The sequence below is a fragment of the Enterococcus sp. 7F3_DIV0205 genome, assembly GCF_002141365.2.
Classification (GTDB): domain Bacteria; phylum Bacillota; class Bacilli; order Lactobacillales; family Enterococcaceae; genus Enterococcus_L; species Enterococcus_L palustris.
In genome coordinates, this window is the sequence record NZ_CP147244.1 from 2,647,570 (window position 1) to 2,665,134 (window position 17,565).

Sequence of the window (17,565 nt, forward strand, 5' to 3'; positions counted from 1 at the left end):
ATCAATCAAGAAGAATCAGGATATTAGGCTATCAAACAGTACAATCATAATTTTATCAATAATAGAGCTGACATAAAAAAGTGTGTCAGTTTCTTTAAAATGTATGATTCCCAAAAACTGTTGGTTTTGGCTTAGAAAGATGGTGCATATTCTTCTATTTTCTTAAAGCCATTCATATAATTACATATGAATATAATAAATATATATCTTTTGTATAATCAATATCATAAATGTTTAGTATTAACGGTATATAATTATGATATAATTAATTTATATCATAAAGGAGGTTATATTTTGAAAAAGAAATTGTTTAGTTGTTTGGTATTTTGTTCTATGATAATGGGGACTCAAATGGTGGATGCTTCTCCAGCAAATCCAGAAGTATTCTCATTTAAACAACCATCTGGAGAAACATTTAAAGCGCAAACCAAAGGGGATGAGCACTTTAATTATGTTGTGACAGAAGGAGGGATTGGTCTAGAACAAGGAGAAGATGGGTTTTGGTATTATCTACAAAAAAGCAATACTAGAAATGCCCAGATCCCGACAACTCTGTCTAAATCAAAAGTTGGAATTGATACCCAGCCAAATGATGCTGCAGACGAGCAAACGTTACTACAATCAAAAAGAAATGTACAAGAACTTGAAATAGAGCAAAAAGAACCTGAAATAAAGGTTAAAAGTGGTAAAAAGAAAGACCATAATCTATTAGTATTATTGGTTGAATTTGAAGATGTTAAACTAAAATATTCTGATGAGGACTGGAGTAAACTTGTTTTTGGGGAAGCAGCCCCATCGTTGAAAAACTATTATTCAACGAGCACCAATAATGGCATTGGAATAGAGCCGGCAAGAGAAACGAATGGCAGTCCCGATGATGGAATCATTCGATTGCCCCTTGATGGGAACCACCCGAATACAGGACAACAGTTGATTACTGAAAATCAAAAAATCACAAGAAGTGCTTTGGAAAAAGCAGATCAGTATATTGATTACAAACAATATGATACAAATGGAAACGGTCGAATAGAAACAGATGAGCTTCATTTTATGGTCATTGTCGCAGGACAAGAACAGTCTTATGGGAATGTCTCAGAACCGGCAGTCTGGGGACACCGCTGGGCATTAAATTCTCTTCGAGTAAAATTAGATGATACTGTTTTAGATTACTATACTCAATTTGGCGAGAAACATGCGGCGAGACAAGCCACTTTGGGAATCATAGCGCATGAATTTGGCCATGATATAGGATTGCCTGATCTATATAATGTTGGGTTCAAAGATGAAAATGGAGTAACGGAAAAGAAAGGTTCTGGTTTAAGCTATACTAGTGTAATGGCTTCTGGTAGCTGGGGGGCACGCCCCGGTGAAGAGAGTGGGACAACACCAGTTGGCTTAGATGCGTATTCTAAATCATTATTAGGAATGGCTGTTGAAACAATAACCACTTCGCAATCAGGAAAACTCGTTCAGTCGATAGACGAGGGAACACCAACAATCTTAAAAGTAAACTCAGCAGACGAAAAAGAGTATTTTTTGATTGAAAATAGACAACTTTCTGGTTATGACGAAGGAATGAAACGCGGAAATGCGATTCATTCAGGAGGAATAGCTATTTATAGAATCAATAAAAATTATACACAAAATCAAACCTCTGGGAAGCAACTTGTCACAGTGTTAGAAGCAGATGAAAGCACAAGAGGTTATTCTTATTATGAGAGTGGCGGTGTATGGAATGCCGATCCATTTTATTATGTAGGGATCAATACACATAATAAGGAGCAAGCAACCAAACTTTCAAAAGATACCAATCCATCTTCAAAAATAGCGGATGGGTTTGGTGAATTTGATCTCACAATTGAAAGTAACTCAAATAGAAATATGACTGTTTCATTTAATGAGCCCATAGTTCCTGTTGAGAGTATTTCTATAGATTCACAAAATATGGAAATAAGTGTTGGTGACACTAGACAACTAATGGCCAAGATAGTACCAGAAAATGCATCAGATAAAGAAATAAAATGGACTAGCACAGATGATTCGATTGTTTCTATCAACCAAGAAGGAAAGCTTGTAGGAAAATCTAGCGGTACAGTCACAATTAGTGCAATTAATGAGAAATTCAATGTGAAAACGGAAATACAAGTTACTGTTAAGTCAAAATTAGGAAAAACAGCAGGCGAAGCGGTAGAATACACGTTTGAAGAACTAACATATCGTAATCTAGTGGAATCTAAACAATTCCAAGAATCAGGTTGGTTGAAATTAAAAGTGCCGGAAACGGGTTATTATGAAGTAGGAAGCTCATGGGGATTTAGAGCTGTACCAGATTTTGAAGGAAGAAGCACAGTAGGTGCAGAGTTTTTCCAAGAGCATACACTAAATAAGAGTGCAGGGAAAACACTAACAGCTAATATTGAGAATGGTCGAATAGGCAGTGGCAGTGGTAGAGATAGTGGACTTCCACTTTATTACGAGAAAGACAGTTACATGTATGTGAAGTTGAATTTCAGAGAAATTAGTGGAAGCTGTCCATATATATTTGTCTTGAAAAAATCTAACAAAGAAGGCAAACCACTATTAACCGTTGACGAAAACTTATCGTTAAGTAGTGAAGTAGGCGCCATTCCCAATGTTTCAACCTATTATAAGCTCAATAAAAAATACAAATTAAACATTACAAATAAAGTTGTGCCGACACTTGCCCCACAATATAAATTAGAGACGTCGACACCAAACGTTGTAACGTTAACAAAAGAAAAGGATAGCTATTATATGGAGTTTAAAACATATGGTGCATTCAAGTTAACGTTGGTAGAACAAGTATCTGGTGCCACAAAAGAGTTTACAGATGAGGTTAGAGAACGAACAAACTCACCATTAGGAAAAACAGCAGGCGAAGCGGTAGAATACACGTTTGAAGAACTAACATATCATAATCTAGTGGAGTCTAAACAATTCCAAGAATCAGGTTGGTTGAAATTGAAAGTGCCAGAAACAGGGTATTATGATGTAGGAGGCTCATGGGGATTTAGAGGCGTACCAGATTATGAAGGAAAAGGAAGAATCAGTGCAGATTTTTTCCAAGAGCATTCATTGGAAAAAAGTGCAGGAAACACCAATTTAGTTAATATTGAAAATGGAGGAACAGGGAGCGCTAGCGTTACCAACAAGGGACTTCCAATTTATTATGAAAAGGATAGCTACATGTATGTCAGATTTAACTTGAGAGAGCTTAGTGGAAACTGTCCATTTATATTTATCTTGAAAAAATCTAACAAAGAAGGCGGACCAATAGTAACCGTGGCTGAAAACTTATCGTTAAGTAGTGAAGTAGGCGCTATTCCCAATGTTACAACCTATTATAAGCTCAATAAAAAATACAAATTAAACATTACAAATAAAGTCGTGCCGACACTTGCCCCACAATATAAACTAGAGACGTCGACACCAAACGTTGTAACGTTAACAAAAGAAAATGATAGCTATTATATGGAGTTTAAAACATATGGAGCATTCAACTTAACGTTGGTAGAACAAGTATCTGGTGCCGCAAAAGAGTTTACAGATGAGGTTAGAGAACGAACAAATTCGCCGTTAGGAAAAACAGCAGGAGAAGCGGTAGAATATACGTTTGAAGAACTAACATATCATAATCTAGTTGAGTCTAAACAATTCCAGGAATCAGGTTGGTTGAAATTAAAAGTGCCAGAAACAGGGTATTATGATGTAGGAGGTTCATGGGGATTTAGAGGCGTACCAGATTATGAAGGAAAAGGCAGAATCAGTGCAGATTTTTTCCAAGAGCATTCATTGGAAAAAAGTGCAGGAAACACCAATTTAGTTAATATTGAAAATGGAGGAACAGGGAGCGCTAGTGTTACCAACAAGGGACTTCCAATTTATTATGAAAAGGATAGCTACATGTATGTCAGATTTAACTTGAGAGAACTTAGTGGAAACTGCCCATTTGTATTTATCCTGAAAAAGAGTTAATAAAAATTACAGGATTGGGATGTAACGTCCAAGAAAAATAAAATAGAATTCTGTTGCATCTTTTTTCAGTAATCTTATTTTGGGGTTCCTAAATTATATATAAAATAGCACGATTTTTCATATAATCTATACTTCTCCAACGACATATGTTAGAATTTAAAAGATTGTGAAGTTGGTCAGGTAATGGGATTAGATAGGTGAAAAGAATGGAAATCATAGAAAAAGCGCCCGCAAAAATCAATTTGGGGTTGGATGCTCTCTATAAAAGACAAGATGGTTATCATGAATTAGAGATGATCATGGCTAGTGTAGATTTAGCAGATAGACTGACCTTTGAGTTGTTGCCGGAAAATGAAATAGTGATTGAAACAGATAGCTCCTTTTTACCAGTAGATAGAAGGAATCACGTATACCAAGCAGCAGAATTACTGAAAAATACGTTTGGTCTTACGCAAGGAGTTAGAATTTATATAGAAAAAAGAATACCAGTTGCAGCAGGATTAGCTGGCGGCAGTAGTGATTGTGCAGCAGCTTTAAGAGGTCTGAATCGTTTATGGAACTTAGACTTGTCTTTTGAAGAACTTGCAGAATTGGGTAGTAAAATTGGGTCAGATGTTCCTTACTGTATTCATGGAGGAACGGCATTTGTCACAGGACGCGGGGAAAAAATCGAGTTTTTACCATCAATGCCGCAGTGCTGGGTCGTTTTAGTAAAACCTAGAATGAGTGTTTCAACGAGTTCGATTTTTGGAAGTTTATCTTTCAACAGTATTCATCATCCTGATATTCATGGGTTGAAGCAAGCAATCGAAACGGATGACTATCGATTGATGGCAGAAAAAATCGGCAATGCTTTAGAAGGGGTGACGATCAAGCGTCATCCAGTGATCCAACAAATCAAAGATCGTATGATGAAATACGGAGCAGACGCAGCACTAATGAGCGGCAGTGGTCCAACAGTCTTTGCATTATGTGAGAAGCAGACACGAGCGCAGCGGATTTATAATGGCTTAAAAGGTTTTTGTGATGAAGTGTATATTGTAAGGACATTAAAATAAGTTGTAAATGAAGAGATGACCAAAATGGCATCTCTTCATTTTTCTATAAAATAAGAAACACTAAAGATTTTTTCTGTTTTCCCTTGACGTTCTCTTTTCCTTCTGGTAAATTAGTTCTTGCTAGTAAATCGTAAATATTACGATTTGAATAAGATAAATCGAAATGGGGATAAATGATATGAGAAAAAATAGCTGGAAATATATTGTAGGACTCCTTTTAACAGCAGTGATTTTTACACTAACGGCCTGTGGACAAACAAAAGAGCAAGATAAATCTGGAAAAAGTGATACAATAAAAGTCGTGACAACTTTTTACCCAATGTACGATTTTGCTAAAAATGTTGTCGGTGATGCCGGAGATGTTCAATTGTTGATCCCAGCTGGAACAGAACCACATGACTATGAACCAAGTGCCAAAGATATCGCCAAAATCACAGATGCAGATGTATTTGTGTACAACAGTCATGAATTAGAGACGTGGGTCAAAGATGTTTTGGAAAACGTTGATGAGAAAAAAGTGACTGTAGTGGAAGCAGCAGGTTCAATCGATTTAATGGCAGGTGCAGCTCATGAACATGACGATGACGAGGAAGAAGCAGACCATGATGAGCATGATCACGATCACGAATTAGATCCACATGTTTGGTTAGACCCCGTTTTAGCTCAAAAGGAAGTTGAAGCTATTCGCGATGCATTAGTCAAAAAATACCCAGACAAAAAAGAAACATTTGAGAAAAATGCTACAGCTTATCTTGAGAAGTTGAAGGATTTAGATAAAGAGTATAAAGAAGCCTTTACGAATGCTAAAAACAAAACGTTTGTGACACAGCATGCAGCGTTTGGCTATTTAGCGAAACAATACGGTTTGACGCAAGAGTCGATTGCAGGAATTTCACCAGATCAAGAACCGTCACCGAGTCGTTTAGCAGAGTTGAAAAAATATATTAAAGAACATAATGTCTCAGTTATTTATTTTGAAACATCGGCTTCATCAAAAGTTGCTGAAACATTAGCAAGTGAAACAGGTGTGGAATTAGCGGTCCTTAATCCGTTAGAAAGTATTACCCAAAAAGAACAAGATAAAGGTGAAGATTATATTTCAGTGATGAAAGCCAATCTTGACGCATTGAAGAAAAGTATTAAGTAAAGCGAATCGGGATAAAAGACATTTAGTTTTTTCTCCCGATTTTAGGCAGTTTATAAGGCAGAAGAAGGAGTAGAGTCATGCATTATCTAGAAGTCAAAGACCTCACATTTTATTATGATGATGAGCCAGTCTTAGAAGATGTTTCATATTATGTTGATCCTGGCGAATTTGTGATTCTAACAGGAGAAAATGGTGCAGCGAAGTCCACGTTGATCAAGAGTACTTTAGGGTTATTAAAACCAACTAAAGGGGAAATCACGATCGCAAAAGAAAATACCACAGGTGAAAAGCTGAGTATCGGCTATATTCCTCAGCAAGTGGCATCATTTAACGCAGGGTTTCCAAGTACGGTGATCGAGCTAGTGCGCTCAGGGCGTTTTCCGCGTAATCGCTGGTTTAAACCTTTAACGAAACGAGATCATCAACACGTAGAAAAAGCGTTGAAAGCAGTTGGTATGTGGGAGATGCGTCATAAGCGGATCGGTGAACTGTCTGGTGGACAGAAACAACGTATCAGTTTGGCTCGTATTTTTGCGACAGACCCAGATTTATTTATTTTAGATGAGCCAACAACAGGGATGGATGAAACGTCTAGAAATGAATTTTATCGCCTTTTACGGCATAATGCACATGATCATGGCAAAGCGATTTTGATGATCACCCACGATCATGAAGATATCAAAGCGTATGCCGATCGACAAATTCGTTTAGTTCGGAAGGAGGATTCACAGTGGAGATGCTTTCATATGAGTTCATGAGAAAAGCCTTTTTAGCAGCAACTTTTATTTCAGTGATTGCGCCGATGTTAGGTGTGTTTCTTGTGATCAGAAGACAATCTTTGATGGCGGATACTCTTTCTCATGTATCGCTCGCCGGAGTTGCATTAGGATTTTTCTTAAATTGGAATCCAGATATCATGACACTTGTCGTGGTGATCATTGCAGCAATTATTTTAGAATATCTACGAATGATCTATAGTACGTACTCGGAAATTTCGATTGCGATTTTAATGTCTGGAGGACTGGCGTTAGCTCTGGTTCTGATGAATCTAAGTGGCGGAAATTCAGCGGCCAGTATCCAGTCATATCTGTTTGGTTCAATCGTGACGATTACATGGCAGCAAGTCATTATTTTAGCTGTGTTGTTTGTGGTATTAGTGATTTTGTTTGTTTTATTTAAACGTCCAATGTATGTGTTGACGTTTGATGAAGATACGGCTCATGTGGATGGCTTACCGATTCACTGGATGTCGATGTTGTTTAACGTGATCACAGGTGTAGCGATTGCGGTGATGATTCCGATTGCTGGAGCCTTATTGATATCAGCAATCATGGTCTTACCAGCTGCAATCGGGATGCGGATCGGTAAAGGATTTAACACGGTGATTATTATTAGTGTGATCATGGGATTGATTGGCATGCTAACAGGACTGACGGGATCTTATTATTTAGAAACACCGCCAAGTGCCAGCATTACCTTGATTTTTATCGCTTTATTTATTCTTGTGAGTATTGTCCGTAAAGTAGTTGTAACGATGCAACGAAATAAAAAAATGAGTGAAAGAAAAGCATAAATAAGTTAGCTGAAGGTAAGGGAAAAACGAAAGTTTTTTCTCTTATCTTCTTTTTTGTTTCTTAAATTGCGAACTATTTTTCAATTTTGTCAAAAAATGCTCGATTTTTTTTGGAAAACACCCTATAATAGGGAACGATAGATTATGAGGAAGTATCATTTATTTTACTTGTTGAAAAATAATGTATAACGAACCTATAAAAAATAAGGGCTAGTCATTATTCAAATGAATAAAAAACCTTAAAGGAAAGAGGAGAAGAAGTGACAGATTCTAAAATTCGGAGAAGCGAACGATTGATTGATATGACACAGTACTTGTTGGATCATCCCCATACATTGGTTTCTTTGACCCATTTTGCACAGCGCTACAAATCAGCGAAATCATCGATCAGTGAGGATTTAGCGATCATCAAAAAAACATTCAAACAACGAGGGACGGGAATTCTTGAAACCATTCCAGGAGCAGCCGGCGGTGTTCGGTTTATCCCAGAAATTCCATATGAGGAATCAAAAGAATTAGTTATGGCTTTGTGTGAACGTTTATCAGAGCAAGATCGTCTGTTGCCAGGAGGATATGTGTATCTTTCTGATTTGTTAGGACAGCCGGAATTGTTGCGCCAAGTTGGGAGAATCATTGCTTCTAAATATTTAGGGGAACAAATCGATGCGGTGATGACAGTAGCGACAAAAGGTGTGCCGATCGCGCAAGCTGTTTCGTATTACTTGAATGTTCCATTTGTGATCGTGCGCCGTGATTCGAAGATCACAGAAGGCTCGACTGTTAGTGTGAATTACGTTTCTGGATCATCTGAACGGATCGAAAAAATGGAATTATCAAAACGTAGCTTAAAGCGCGGTTCTAGAGTGTTGGTCGTGGATGACTTTATGAAAGGCGGCGGCACGGTCAATGGAATGAAGAGCCTGATCGAAGAATTTGAGGCAGAGCTTGTTGGGATCACTGTCTTTGCAGAGTCTAAATTTAAAGGGCAACGTGCGATTGAAGACTATACATCATTGCTTTATGTGGAAGATGTAGATACACGTACGAAAACAATCAATGTGGTTCCTGGGAATTATTTTGACGAATAGAATTGAAACCAGCTATCAGAAATGATGAGCTGGTTTTTTGTTTTATTCAATAAAAAAATGCTGGCACTTGTTGCCAGCATTTTTTTTATCATATTATTGAGACTTAGTTGTTTTATTTTTTCTTAGGTAAGCAAGCCCAGTTAAGAGAATCAATGATCCGCCAAGGTATAAAATAGATTGTGTGGCAGTTTCCCCTGTTTTAGGAAAGCTCTTGTTGTTCTTTAAAGAGGTTGTATTTTGTGTTGTTGGTTTTCCAGAGTTTTTTTGGTTTATATCTGTTGGTTGATCTGATTTTTTATTGGCAACATAGTAGTAAGTAACGGTTTGCTTCTTATCAGTCAGAGTTCCGATAGCATTTGTGGGTAGTTTGGTTGCATCCAGAGTATAGCCATCAATGATTAATTTGTAAGTAGCCGTTGAGACATCGTAAGGTGTACCGATCAAGCCGCTAACGGTTTGTGATGCTACGAGTTCTTTACCATTTTCATCAAGATATCGAACAGTCAGATCTTGTGCTTTGACTCGATTTTTTTGGTACGTATAAGTAACGATTTGATCGAGGGCACTTAGTTTTCCAGTCGCATTTGTGGGTAGTTTGGTTTCATCCAAGGTATAACCATCAATGATTGGTTTGTAGGCATCTGTTGAGGCATCATAAGGTTCGCCGATCGACCCGCTGATCGTTTTTGAATCAGCTAGTTGATTGCCTTTTTCATCAACATAGCGCACAGTGACGTCATGAGCTTTGATGGGATTTTCTTTATACGTATAGGTAACGATTTGACTTACTTGGCTGATAGTCCCAGTCGCATTTGTAGGTAATTTTGTTTCGTCTAAGGTGTAACCGTCAATAGTCAGTTTGTACTCGGCTGTTGTAGCATCGTAAAGATCGTCTACCATACCACTGATTGGTTTTTTAGGGGCAATTTCAGTGCCATTTTCATCTAGGTATGTAACCAAGACATCTTCACCAGGTAGCGGATCAGCTTTCTTTTGGACGATGTATTCTCCAGAGAATTTGTGAGACAATTGAGGGTAATTTGAAGGATTTTCTACAGTTGCTGGAATCACAAAAGTACTTATCTTATCCCCCTCTTTTAAAACGATATTGTCTGGAAGGTTGAACGTAAAGGCGTATTTTTCGTCATCAATTTTTGTAACGGTGTAATCAAACATCTGATTTCCAGCAGTTGTTCCATTATACGTTTTCCCATTGATTACGATCCAAGCTGCACCATCAAACTTACTTACAGGAACTTTTTCACCAGAAGGCAAGGTACCGAATGCTGCAAGATACCCAGAAATTTGAGTTTGACCTGCATAAGGAGTATCTAATGTAGGGCCTTCAAAAACCAGTTGATCTACTGCGTATGAAGTTTTGGGAAAACAGGTTACAATTAGTAAAATAGCAAAAAAACTTATGAAACTAGCAATTTTTTTCATTTGCAATCTTCTTTCTTTTATTTATTATTATCTATTAATTATATATTAAACAAATAAAAAATGAAGTTTTTTGTGAATCTTTTCATAAATAGGCATAATAAAATGAACCTCTTTTATTTAACGAATTTCCTATTTAGGTGTATAGTTAATTTGTAAACAAATTTATCCAGTTTTTCACACACGATCAAAAGCTGAATGAATCAAATGAAAGAAGGCAAACAACATGGAAAAACAAGAAAAAATTCAAATCTTAAAAGACATCGTCGCAATCAAATCAGTCAATGGCAATGAAAAAGAAGTCGCTGAGTATTTAAGCAAATTATTCAAAAAACATGGCATCGACTCAAGCTTTTTAGAATATGATAAAGACCGTGACAATCTAATTGTTGAAATCGGCAATAAAAATAACGAAAAAGTTTTAGCTTTCTCAGGACATATGGATGTTGTTTCTGCTGGAAATGAAGCGGATTGGACATCAGATCCGTTCAAACCTGAAATTCGTGACGGCAAAATGTATGGTCGCGGCACTTGTGATATGAAGAGTGGTTTAGCGGCAATGGCTATTTCAATGATTGAATTAAAAGAAGAGAATGCAGCGTTCAATGGACGTCTTCGTTTGATCGCTACAGTAGGGGAAGAAGTCGGAGAATTAGGTGCAGAACAGTTAACCAAAGAAGGCTATGTGGATGATGTAACCTCAATGGTAATTGGTGAACCTTCCGGCTATGCTGGTATCGTTTATGCTCATAAGGGATCGATCAATTTTAAAGTAGAGTCTCAAGGTAAGAACGCTCATAGCTCAATGCCGCAATTAGGCGTTAATGCAATCGATCATCTAAATGATTTCTATTCAAGAGCGAATCAATTATTCCGTAGTGAAATCCACACAGACGAAGTGTTGGGAGACTTTATCTATAATGTAACCATGATTTCTGGCGGGGAACAAATCAACAGTATTCCTAGTGAAGCAAGTCTTCAAGGAAATATTAGAACGATTCCTGGTTACGATAATGACCTTGTTATCAAAAAAATGAATGAACTGATCGATGAGTTAAACCAAAAAGATACGTATCATTTAACATTGAGCATTGAAGCCAATAAAATTTCAGTGAAAAGCGAAAAAGATTCTGATATCGCAAAAATTGCCCAACAAGTAGCGAAAAAACAAGTCAATGTGGATATTCCAATGGTTGGTGTATCTGGAACGACGGATGCCGCTGAATTTACAAAAGGCAAAAAAGCTTTTCCAGTGATTATTTTTGGTCCAGGAAATGAAACACCGCATCAAGTGGATGAATATGTAGATGTGGATAACTATTTGGAAATGGTAGATATTTATAAAGAAATGGCGACGACTTATTTAGCGTAATCGAAAGATAGAAAAGTAAAAAAATGCCTAGAATTGAGTATTTCAGTTCTAGGTGTTTTTTATTTTTACTGAGTTGATTTAAGCAGAATAGAAGAAAAATCAGATTCCTTAAATATTAGAAAATGTAATTGTAACTATTCAAAACCAATATTGTTTTTTATGAAAAAATAGTCCTATAATAAGTTTATATTATTACTGGTAAGGGGAAGACAATGATTACAGATGTAAAAAAGAAGCGACAACAATTAAATTTAACACAGCAAGAATTAGCAGATATATTATATGTAACAAGACAAAGTATTTCGAATTGGGAAAATGGGAAAAGTCATCCGAATAGCGATATTCTTAAAATGTTAAGTAATATTCAGATAGATTGCCATAAACAACGAAACTAAATCCCTTTTGAAAACGAGTCAGAAAATAAGTAGTAGCTTATCAAGTGCTAAAATAAAACTACTCCTTATAATAGAAGGTGTTTTGAAAATAATGCATTTAGAAACAAGTATGAGATTTCTAAATGCACTATCTTCAAATACACCTGTAAAATGAGAATAACGAAACAAAAGAAGATAAAGCTTAGTATTTTTAGGATGAATAGTATCTAGAATGTATCAGTTGGGGAAAGTTTTATTATAAGCTATTTTTTTAACCGGTTTGTAGGCAAAGTAAATGAGGCTACAAAAAAATTGTTTTCTCTAGAAAAAGAATAAGTTACTTTTCGATATTGTTTCAATAGTTTAACAAAAATAGGGATTCCTTTTCCTTGATGTCCCTTCTTAGTTGTAAAATTATTTTTAAAAATTTTTTCAATCACAATTGGTGCTTCGGACTTATTTTTGACTTCAATAAACAAGTCTTGGTTTTTATGTATCATTGTCAGCTGAATTAGTGGTTTTTCTACGGCAACAGAAGCTTCTACTGCATTGTCTAAAAGAATGGATAGGCAACGAATAAAATCAACTAAATTGATTGTTAGATCAAAATCAGAAATATTTTGATCTGTAAAAAACTGAACGGGTATCTTTAGATTTGCACATTTTTCAAAAAAATGGAGCAATAATCCTTGTACAGCAGGAATATTGATTGTGGAGATTTGGGCATAGTAGTTCGTTTCAGTAAAAGATTTAGAATAGTTGATAATAGACGATAGATACGTACTTGCTTGTTCAAATTGTTTTTGATCAAGATACGTATTTAAACTTAAAAGAATATTTCGATAATCATGTCTAAACTCATTAGCTAAGTCGATGTTTTGTAATTCTCTTGCCGTTTTTTTAGAAAGAAGAGAAATTTGTGTTTGTTGTTGATAAAAGCGGCTAATTATATATATTAGATAACAAAAAACAATTGAAAGAGCTAGTAATATAAGTGTTAACTGGAAAAAAGGTAGGAGTCCAAACTGAACAATACTACCTTGTCTGAGAATATTTAAAGAATAAAGTAAAACGAAACCAAAAACGGATGTAGCGATATATTTCTTTTGAAGTTGCGCAATAGAATTAAAAATTGAGTACTTACTACTAATTTTTTTTACTATTAATAATAGAGCAACCTGCAATAGCTGCTGTGAAATAATAGCTATGGGCTTAAAGAAGAGAAATTGTTCAGGTGAAATTATATCTTTCAACCGTGAAATATAAATAATATCCCACGTAAATAGCCAAGAAATAAGCATGACCATATTTTGTAATATTGAATAAAGTAAAGTCAAAGCCCAGCTTTTTGTGAAATAGAGTATAAATCCTGATTCAATTAAAATAAAAGGAATAAGTAGACTGAAACTGAAATTAGTACTAATAAAATAATTGATAAGTAAAAGAAAAAACATGTATCCCGTTAAAATAAATGTTTGCTGGGGCGAAAAGTATTTTTTATAGCCGACAATCCAACATGTTTGCAAAAGATTGACTGCAAATAAAGTAGTTACAATAGTTAATACTGACGCTTCCATGATTTACACCTCCAGTGGTTCTTGCCTTACTATAAAACTTTATTTAACTTATCAATGATGCTAAGCCCAACCTCTAACTCATAGCCGCCATTAAATATAATTAACCCAATTGAACGATTCAATGATTGAAGCTGATTTAGATTGATAATATACGATTTCAAACCAGTGTAAAGATAAGGGGTAGTGATTTCTTTTCTTAACTTGCTAATGGAACCTTCAACTATCTGTTCAGAATTGATCGTATGGACTGCCAGTGTACCTCGCATTCCGGATACAGAAGTAATGTAGAGAATGTCTTCGTATTTAATGAAGATAATTTCACCAAATTTTTTAAAAGAGATGTAATTATCTTTATTTTGTATACGTTTAATGATTTCCATTTTTATAGAATGAAATAGGCTTTCAAAGATGGAAGTATCTAAGCTAGTACCTTTAATAATGTATGATTTTGCATTAATATCTTGATTAATGATTTCTAAGGCTTTATCTTCTAAGTTTGTTAAAAATAGAATAAAACAGTTCTTATTTTTCTGACGAATTTCTTTAGCAAGTTCAATACCAGAATAATAGGATTGTAAATCAATATCGACAAGAAAAATATCATTATCTAAGATGACTAACTTATTTAGTGTAGAGAAAAAAGAGTCAAAATTCTCCACAGCAATCACTTCCAAAGAAAAGTAGTCGTCTGATAATGGCAATGACTCAACGATATCGTGAGTTTTCTTCCGAAATACAAAATCATCTTCAATGATGTAAACGCGAATGACTCCATCCACTATACTCATCCTCTCTTTTTTATATTTTTCTCATTTATTATATACACAGTGTACATTTTCATAAAAATATACACAAGGAAAAAACACATTCCAAAAATTGACGTAGTATTATAGAAGCAAAAGCTTGAAAAAATAAATTTGGATGAGAGAAACAACGTTTAATAATGAATCGTTTTAACTATCAAAAAAAGTAATAGTAACAATTCAGATAGGATATTGTTGTTTTTTTTAAAATCGTTTTATAATGAATTTATATTAATGTAAGCAAGAAAGTGAAAAAGAGACTGAATACAAGAGTTAAAAAAGGACAATAATTGAAGTTAAGCTAATAAAAAAGATACAAATTAAGTAAAAGTGTCAATGAGCAGGATACCTTATTTTCTCATTGTTACGATTAAATTAGAATTGAGGCGAAGATCGATGAAAAAAACCAGTAGAAAAGTAGTTGTAGTAGGAACAGGATTTGTAGGAACGAGCATAGCCTATTCTATGATTAATCAAGGAATCGTGAATGAACTTGTTCTCATTGATGTAAATCAAGAAAAAGCTGAAGGTGAAGCTTTAGACTTATTAGATGGAGTTTCTTGGGGACAAGAGAATGTAGATGTATGGTCAGGAGATTATGAAGAGTGTCACGATGCTGATGTAGTAGTCATAACAGCAGGTGCCAATCAAAAGCCAGGACAGACGCGTTTAGAGTTAGTTGATATCAATGCATCAATTATGAAATCAATCGTTCAGAAAATAATGGATACAGGCTTTGATGGGATATTGTTAGTTGCTTCCAATCCAGTAGATGTTTTAACATATGTTGCGTGGAAAACATCTGGCTTCCCAGCTAATCGAGTACTGGGTACAGGAACAACACTAGATACAACTCGTTTTAGAAAAGAACTGGCTGCAAAATTAAAAATCGACCCACGAAGTATCCATGGGTATATAATTGGGGAACACGGTGACTCAGAGGTAGCGGTATGGTCTCATACTACAGTTGGCGGTAAACCTATTTTAGAATTTATTGTAAAGAATAATCGTTTAGGTATTGAAGACTTAGCTTTAATTTCAGATAGAGTAAAAAATGCTGCTTATGAAATTATTGATCGCAAACAGGCTACGTATTATGGAATTGGAATGAGTACAGCAAGAATTGTAAAGGCTGTTTTAAACAACGAACAAGCAGTTTTGCCAGTTTCTTCCTATTTAAATGGTGAATATGGAGAATCAGGTCTATTTACTGGTGTACCTTCAGTGGTAAATCAATCTGGTGTTAGAGAAATTATTGAGCTGAATATCGATGCTAATGAGCAGCTGCAATTCAGAGAATCCGTTAAACAACTTAGACAAGTAATTGAATCATTAGAACACTAAGGAACAAGTTTTCGAGAAATAAACTGTCTCATAATAGAGGACTTAGTCTAGGCATGAAAATACTTTTAAAAGTAAGGCACAATTTATTTTGTGGCTTATTTTTTTGTTTTTAGGTTGGATTGTATTTATATAAAAAGATATCGATAAAATGAAAAAACGCACCAAACTGATTTGGAAGCGTTTCATTTCAAGTCGTTTATATTTTAGTTTAAGTATACTAATGTTGTTGATGAAACAGAGGTGAAAAAAATTCTTTTTCTCAGAATTAGTCCTTCTAAGAAGAAGAATCAATAGGGTAATCACATTGTTTCGCTCAAAAACATTCACAAAAGTTATTATAATATAAAGAAAAAGAAAAGTCTATAGTAAAATAATGTGAATTATTTAATTTTTATCCCCTTATATCATGGGAATAATGTTGAAAAACAACAATTTATTTATTTAAAGCCGTCAAATACATGGTCAATTAGAAAGGAAGTAACTCATGGCTAAAAAGGGAGAAAATATTTATAAAAGAAGAGACGGCCGCTGGGAAGGTAGATACCGTAAAGGTCGAAATAAGCAGGGAAAACTAGTGTATGGCTATGTATACGGACAAAAATACAGCGAAGTCAAAGTAGAATTAGAACGAATCAAATCACATTATCGTTTTCAAATGCAACACGCTGATTTTTTTCAAGGAACAGTAGAAGAATGGTTGGTTTATTGGCTAGATCACTTGATTATCCGACAAATCAAAAAGTCCACGTACGCGTCTTATCAAACTAAAATGCACAATCATATTCTTCCCTATCTAGGGAAGAAAAAGCTGAGTAAACTCAGTAAAAAAGACATCCTTGAAGTGTTGTTTCTTTTATCAGATAAAGGTTTAAGTACAACAAGTATCCACAATACCTTGACGATTTTTAAAAGTGCCATCAATAAAGCCTATACGGAAAAAGCAATCTTAGATAATCCTTTTGATGGTGTTGTCTTTCCTCCAATTAAGAAAAAAGAGATTGGTGTACTATCCGTTGAACAACAAAGAAAATTAGAAAAAGCAGCTTTACAAAACACCGAGTGCTCACCCGTCATTATTGCTTTATATACCGGACTTAGGATTGGAGAAATCAGTGGTTTAACATGGTCAGACATTGACTTAGAAAATAAAATTATTCATGTCGTCCGGACAATCCAAAGGGTTTCCGTCACTGGTAAATCCGCAAAGACCGAAGTGATTTTCGATTTACCAAAATCAAAAAATTCTGTTAGAAAAATACCGATAGCTCAAAATCTACTAACGTACTTAACGGAGAAGAAAAAATTATCTGTTGGAAACTATGTAGTGAACAATAAAAACTCTTTTGCAGAGCCGCGATTAATTAATTATCACTTTAAACAAACCGTGGAACAGGCAAAGATTCCCTCGATCCATTTCCATGCGTTACGGCATACATTTGCCACACGTTGTATTGAAAATGGCATCGACATTGCGACGTTAAGTCGATTACTGGGGCATCAGTCAATTAAACTAACGCTTGATACGTACGCAGGATCCCTATGGGAAACAAGAGAACAAGCAATGTCGATAGTAGATGCGACATTAAATTTAAATGGCTAACTAGTCAGGAAAAAGCACTAGGCTCGATTTGGTAGCCGTCAAAAAAATGGTCACTTTAAATAAGAAGTGTTGCTGTAAAAAGAGCGAGTATGATTCAACTTAGAAGGACTAATTCTGAGAAAAAATAATTTAGGGAGATTAATTCCCATACACATAGTATAACGTAAAAATAAAAACGAAGAAAGAAGGATGA

The 17,565-nt window shown here is 35.2% G+C and carries 13 protein-coding genes; 10 read left to right on the plus strand and 3 right to left on the minus strand.

Annotated elements, in window-relative coordinates; translation table 11 throughout:
- The first annotated feature begins 294 nt into the window (after positions 1-294).
- From A5821_RS12460 to purR, 6 genes are all read left to right on the plus strand, one after another.
- Positions 295-3,996: a M6 family metalloprotease domain-containing protein gene (locus A5821_RS12460; RefSeq protein WP_339098705.1), complete on the plus strand. Its 3,702-nt coding sequence runs from the start codon at positions 295-297 to the stop codon at positions 3,994-3,996.
- A 206-nt stretch (positions 3,997-4,202) separates the two neighbouring features.
- The gene (gene ispE / locus A5821_RS12465; RefSeq protein WP_086314938.1) at positions 4,203-5,054 is read left to right on the plus strand and encodes a 4-(cytidine 5'-diphospho)-2-C-methyl-D-erythritol kinase; all 852 of its coding nucleotides are present in this window, start codon (positions 4,203-4,205) and stop codon (positions 5,052-5,054) included.
- Between the two features lie 178 nt (positions 5,055-5,232).
- Positions 5,233-6,201 carry a metal ABC transporter substrate-binding protein gene (locus A5821_RS12470; RefSeq protein WP_086314940.1) on the plus strand — a complete coding sequence of 323 codons (969 nt, stop codon included), beginning with the start codon at positions 5,233-5,235 and terminating at the stop codon, positions 6,199-6,201.
- 77 nt (positions 6,202-6,278) lie between these two features.
- Positions 6,279-6,959 (plus strand): metal ABC transporter ATP-binding protein, encoded by a 681-nt coding sequence (locus tag A5821_RS12475; RefSeq protein ID WP_010770368.1) that lies wholly within the window; start codon positions 6,279-6,281, stop codon positions 6,957-6,959.
- Positions 6,932-7,774: a metal ABC transporter permease gene (locus A5821_RS12480; protein WP_010770369.1), complete on the plus strand. Its 843-nt coding sequence runs from the start codon at positions 6,932-6,934 to the stop codon at positions 7,772-7,774. Before A5821_RS12475 ends, A5821_RS12480 begins: the two co-directional genes overlap by 28 nt.
- A 302-nt stretch (positions 7,775-8,076) precedes the next feature.
- Entirely contained in the window at positions 8,077-8,862 is a 786-nt protein-coding gene (purR, locus tag A5821_RS12485) for a pur operon repressor (protein ID WP_034860037.1), read from the plus strand.
- Positions 8,863-8,955: 93 nt separating this feature from the next.
- Here purR and A5821_RS12490 read toward each other — a convergent pair whose 3' ends face one another.
- Positions 8,956-10,305: a MucBP domain-containing protein gene (locus A5821_RS12490; RefSeq protein ID WP_086314942.1), complete on the minus strand. Its 1,350-nt coding sequence runs from the start codon at positions 10,303-10,305 to the stop codon at positions 8,956-8,958.
- A gap of 223 nt (positions 10,306-10,528) precedes the next feature.
- Here A5821_RS12490 and A5821_RS12495 point away from each other — a divergent pair, with 223 nt between their 5' ends.
- Together A5821_RS12495 and A5821_RS12500 are read left to right on the plus strand one after the other, a co-directional pair.
- Positions 10,529-11,674 (plus strand): ArgE/DapE family deacylase, encoded by a 1,146-nt coding sequence (locus A5821_RS12495; protein WP_086314944.1) that lies wholly within the window; start codon positions 10,529-10,531, stop codon positions 11,672-11,674.
- Between the two features lie 212 nt (positions 11,675-11,886).
- Positions 11,887-12,069 carry a helix-turn-helix transcriptional regulator gene (locus A5821_RS12500; protein WP_086314946.1) on the plus strand — a complete coding sequence of 61 codons (183 nt, stop codon included), beginning with the start codon at positions 11,887-11,889 and terminating at the stop codon, positions 12,067-12,069.
- Between the two features lie 242 nt (positions 12,070-12,311).
- Here A5821_RS12500 and A5821_RS12505 read toward each other — a convergent pair whose 3' ends face one another.
- Positions 12,312-13,625, minus strand: a complete 1,314-nt coding sequence (locus A5821_RS12505; protein ID WP_086314948.1) for a sensor histidine kinase — start codon at positions 13,623-13,625, stop codon at positions 12,312-12,314.
- 29 nt (positions 13,626-13,654) lie between these two features.
- Complete coding sequence (locus tag A5821_RS12510; protein ID WP_249921873.1) at positions 13,655-14,413, minus strand: LytR/AlgR family response regulator transcription factor; 759 nt, start codon at positions 14,411-14,413, stop codon at positions 13,655-13,657.
- A gap of 411 nt (positions 14,414-14,824) precedes the next feature.
- Between A5821_RS12510 and A5821_RS12515 the strand changes: the two genes are divergently transcribed.
- Positions 14,825-15,772, plus strand: a complete 948-nt coding sequence (locus A5821_RS12515) for an L-lactate dehydrogenase (RefSeq protein WP_086314953.1) — start codon at positions 14,825-14,827, stop codon at positions 15,770-15,772.
- Between the two features lie 484 nt (positions 15,773-16,256).
- The gene (locus A5821_RS12520) at positions 16,257-17,372 is read left to right on the plus strand and encodes a tyrosine-type recombinase/integrase (protein WP_086314955.1); all 1,116 of its coding nucleotides are present in this window, start codon (positions 16,257-16,259) and stop codon (positions 17,370-17,372) included.
- Positions 17,373-17,565: the final 193 nt, after the last annotated feature.

Excerpts from the sequence above, each read along its gene's own strand:
- ispE (WP_086314938.1), top strand. The coding sequence starts at position 4,203 with ATGGAAATCATAGAAAAAGCGCCCGCAAAAATCAATTTGGGGTTGGAT.
- A5821_RS12470 (WP_086314940.1), top strand. The coding sequence starts at position 5,233 with ATGAGAAAAAATAGCTGGAAATATATTGTAGGACTCCTTTTAACAGCA.
- A5821_RS12475 (WP_010770368.1), top strand. The coding sequence starts at position 6,279 with ATGCATTATCTAGAAGTCAAAGACCTCACATTTTATTATGATGATGAG.
- purR (WP_034860037.1), top strand. The coding sequence starts at position 8,077 with ATGACACAGTACTTGTTGGATCATCCCCATACATTGGTTTCTTTGACC.
- A5821_RS12490 (WP_086314942.1), bottom strand. The coding sequence starts at position 10,305 with ATGAAAAAAATTGCTAGTTTCATAAGTTTTTTTGCTATTTTACTAATT.
- A5821_RS12495 (WP_086314944.1), top strand. The coding sequence starts at position 10,529 with ATGGAAAAACAAGAAAAAATTCAAATCTTAAAAGACATCGTCGCAATC.
- A5821_RS12500 (WP_086314946.1), top strand. The coding sequence starts at position 11,887 with ATGATTACAGATGTAAAAAAGAAGCGACAACAATTAAATTTAACACAG.
- A5821_RS12505 (WP_086314948.1), bottom strand. The coding sequence starts at position 13,625 with ATGGAAGCGTCAGTATTAACTATTGTAACTACTTTATTTGCAGTCAAT.
- A5821_RS12510 (WP_249921873.1), bottom strand. The coding sequence starts at position 14,413 with ATGAGTATAGTGGATGGAGTCATTCGCGTTTACATCATTGAAGATGAT.
- A5821_RS12515 (WP_086314953.1), top strand. The coding sequence starts at position 14,825 with ATGAAAAAAACCAGTAGAAAAGTAGTTGTAGTAGGAACAGGATTTGTA.
- A5821_RS12520 (WP_086314955.1), top strand. The coding sequence starts at position 16,257 with ATGGCTAAAAAGGGAGAAAATATTTATAAAAGAAGAGACGGCCGCTGG.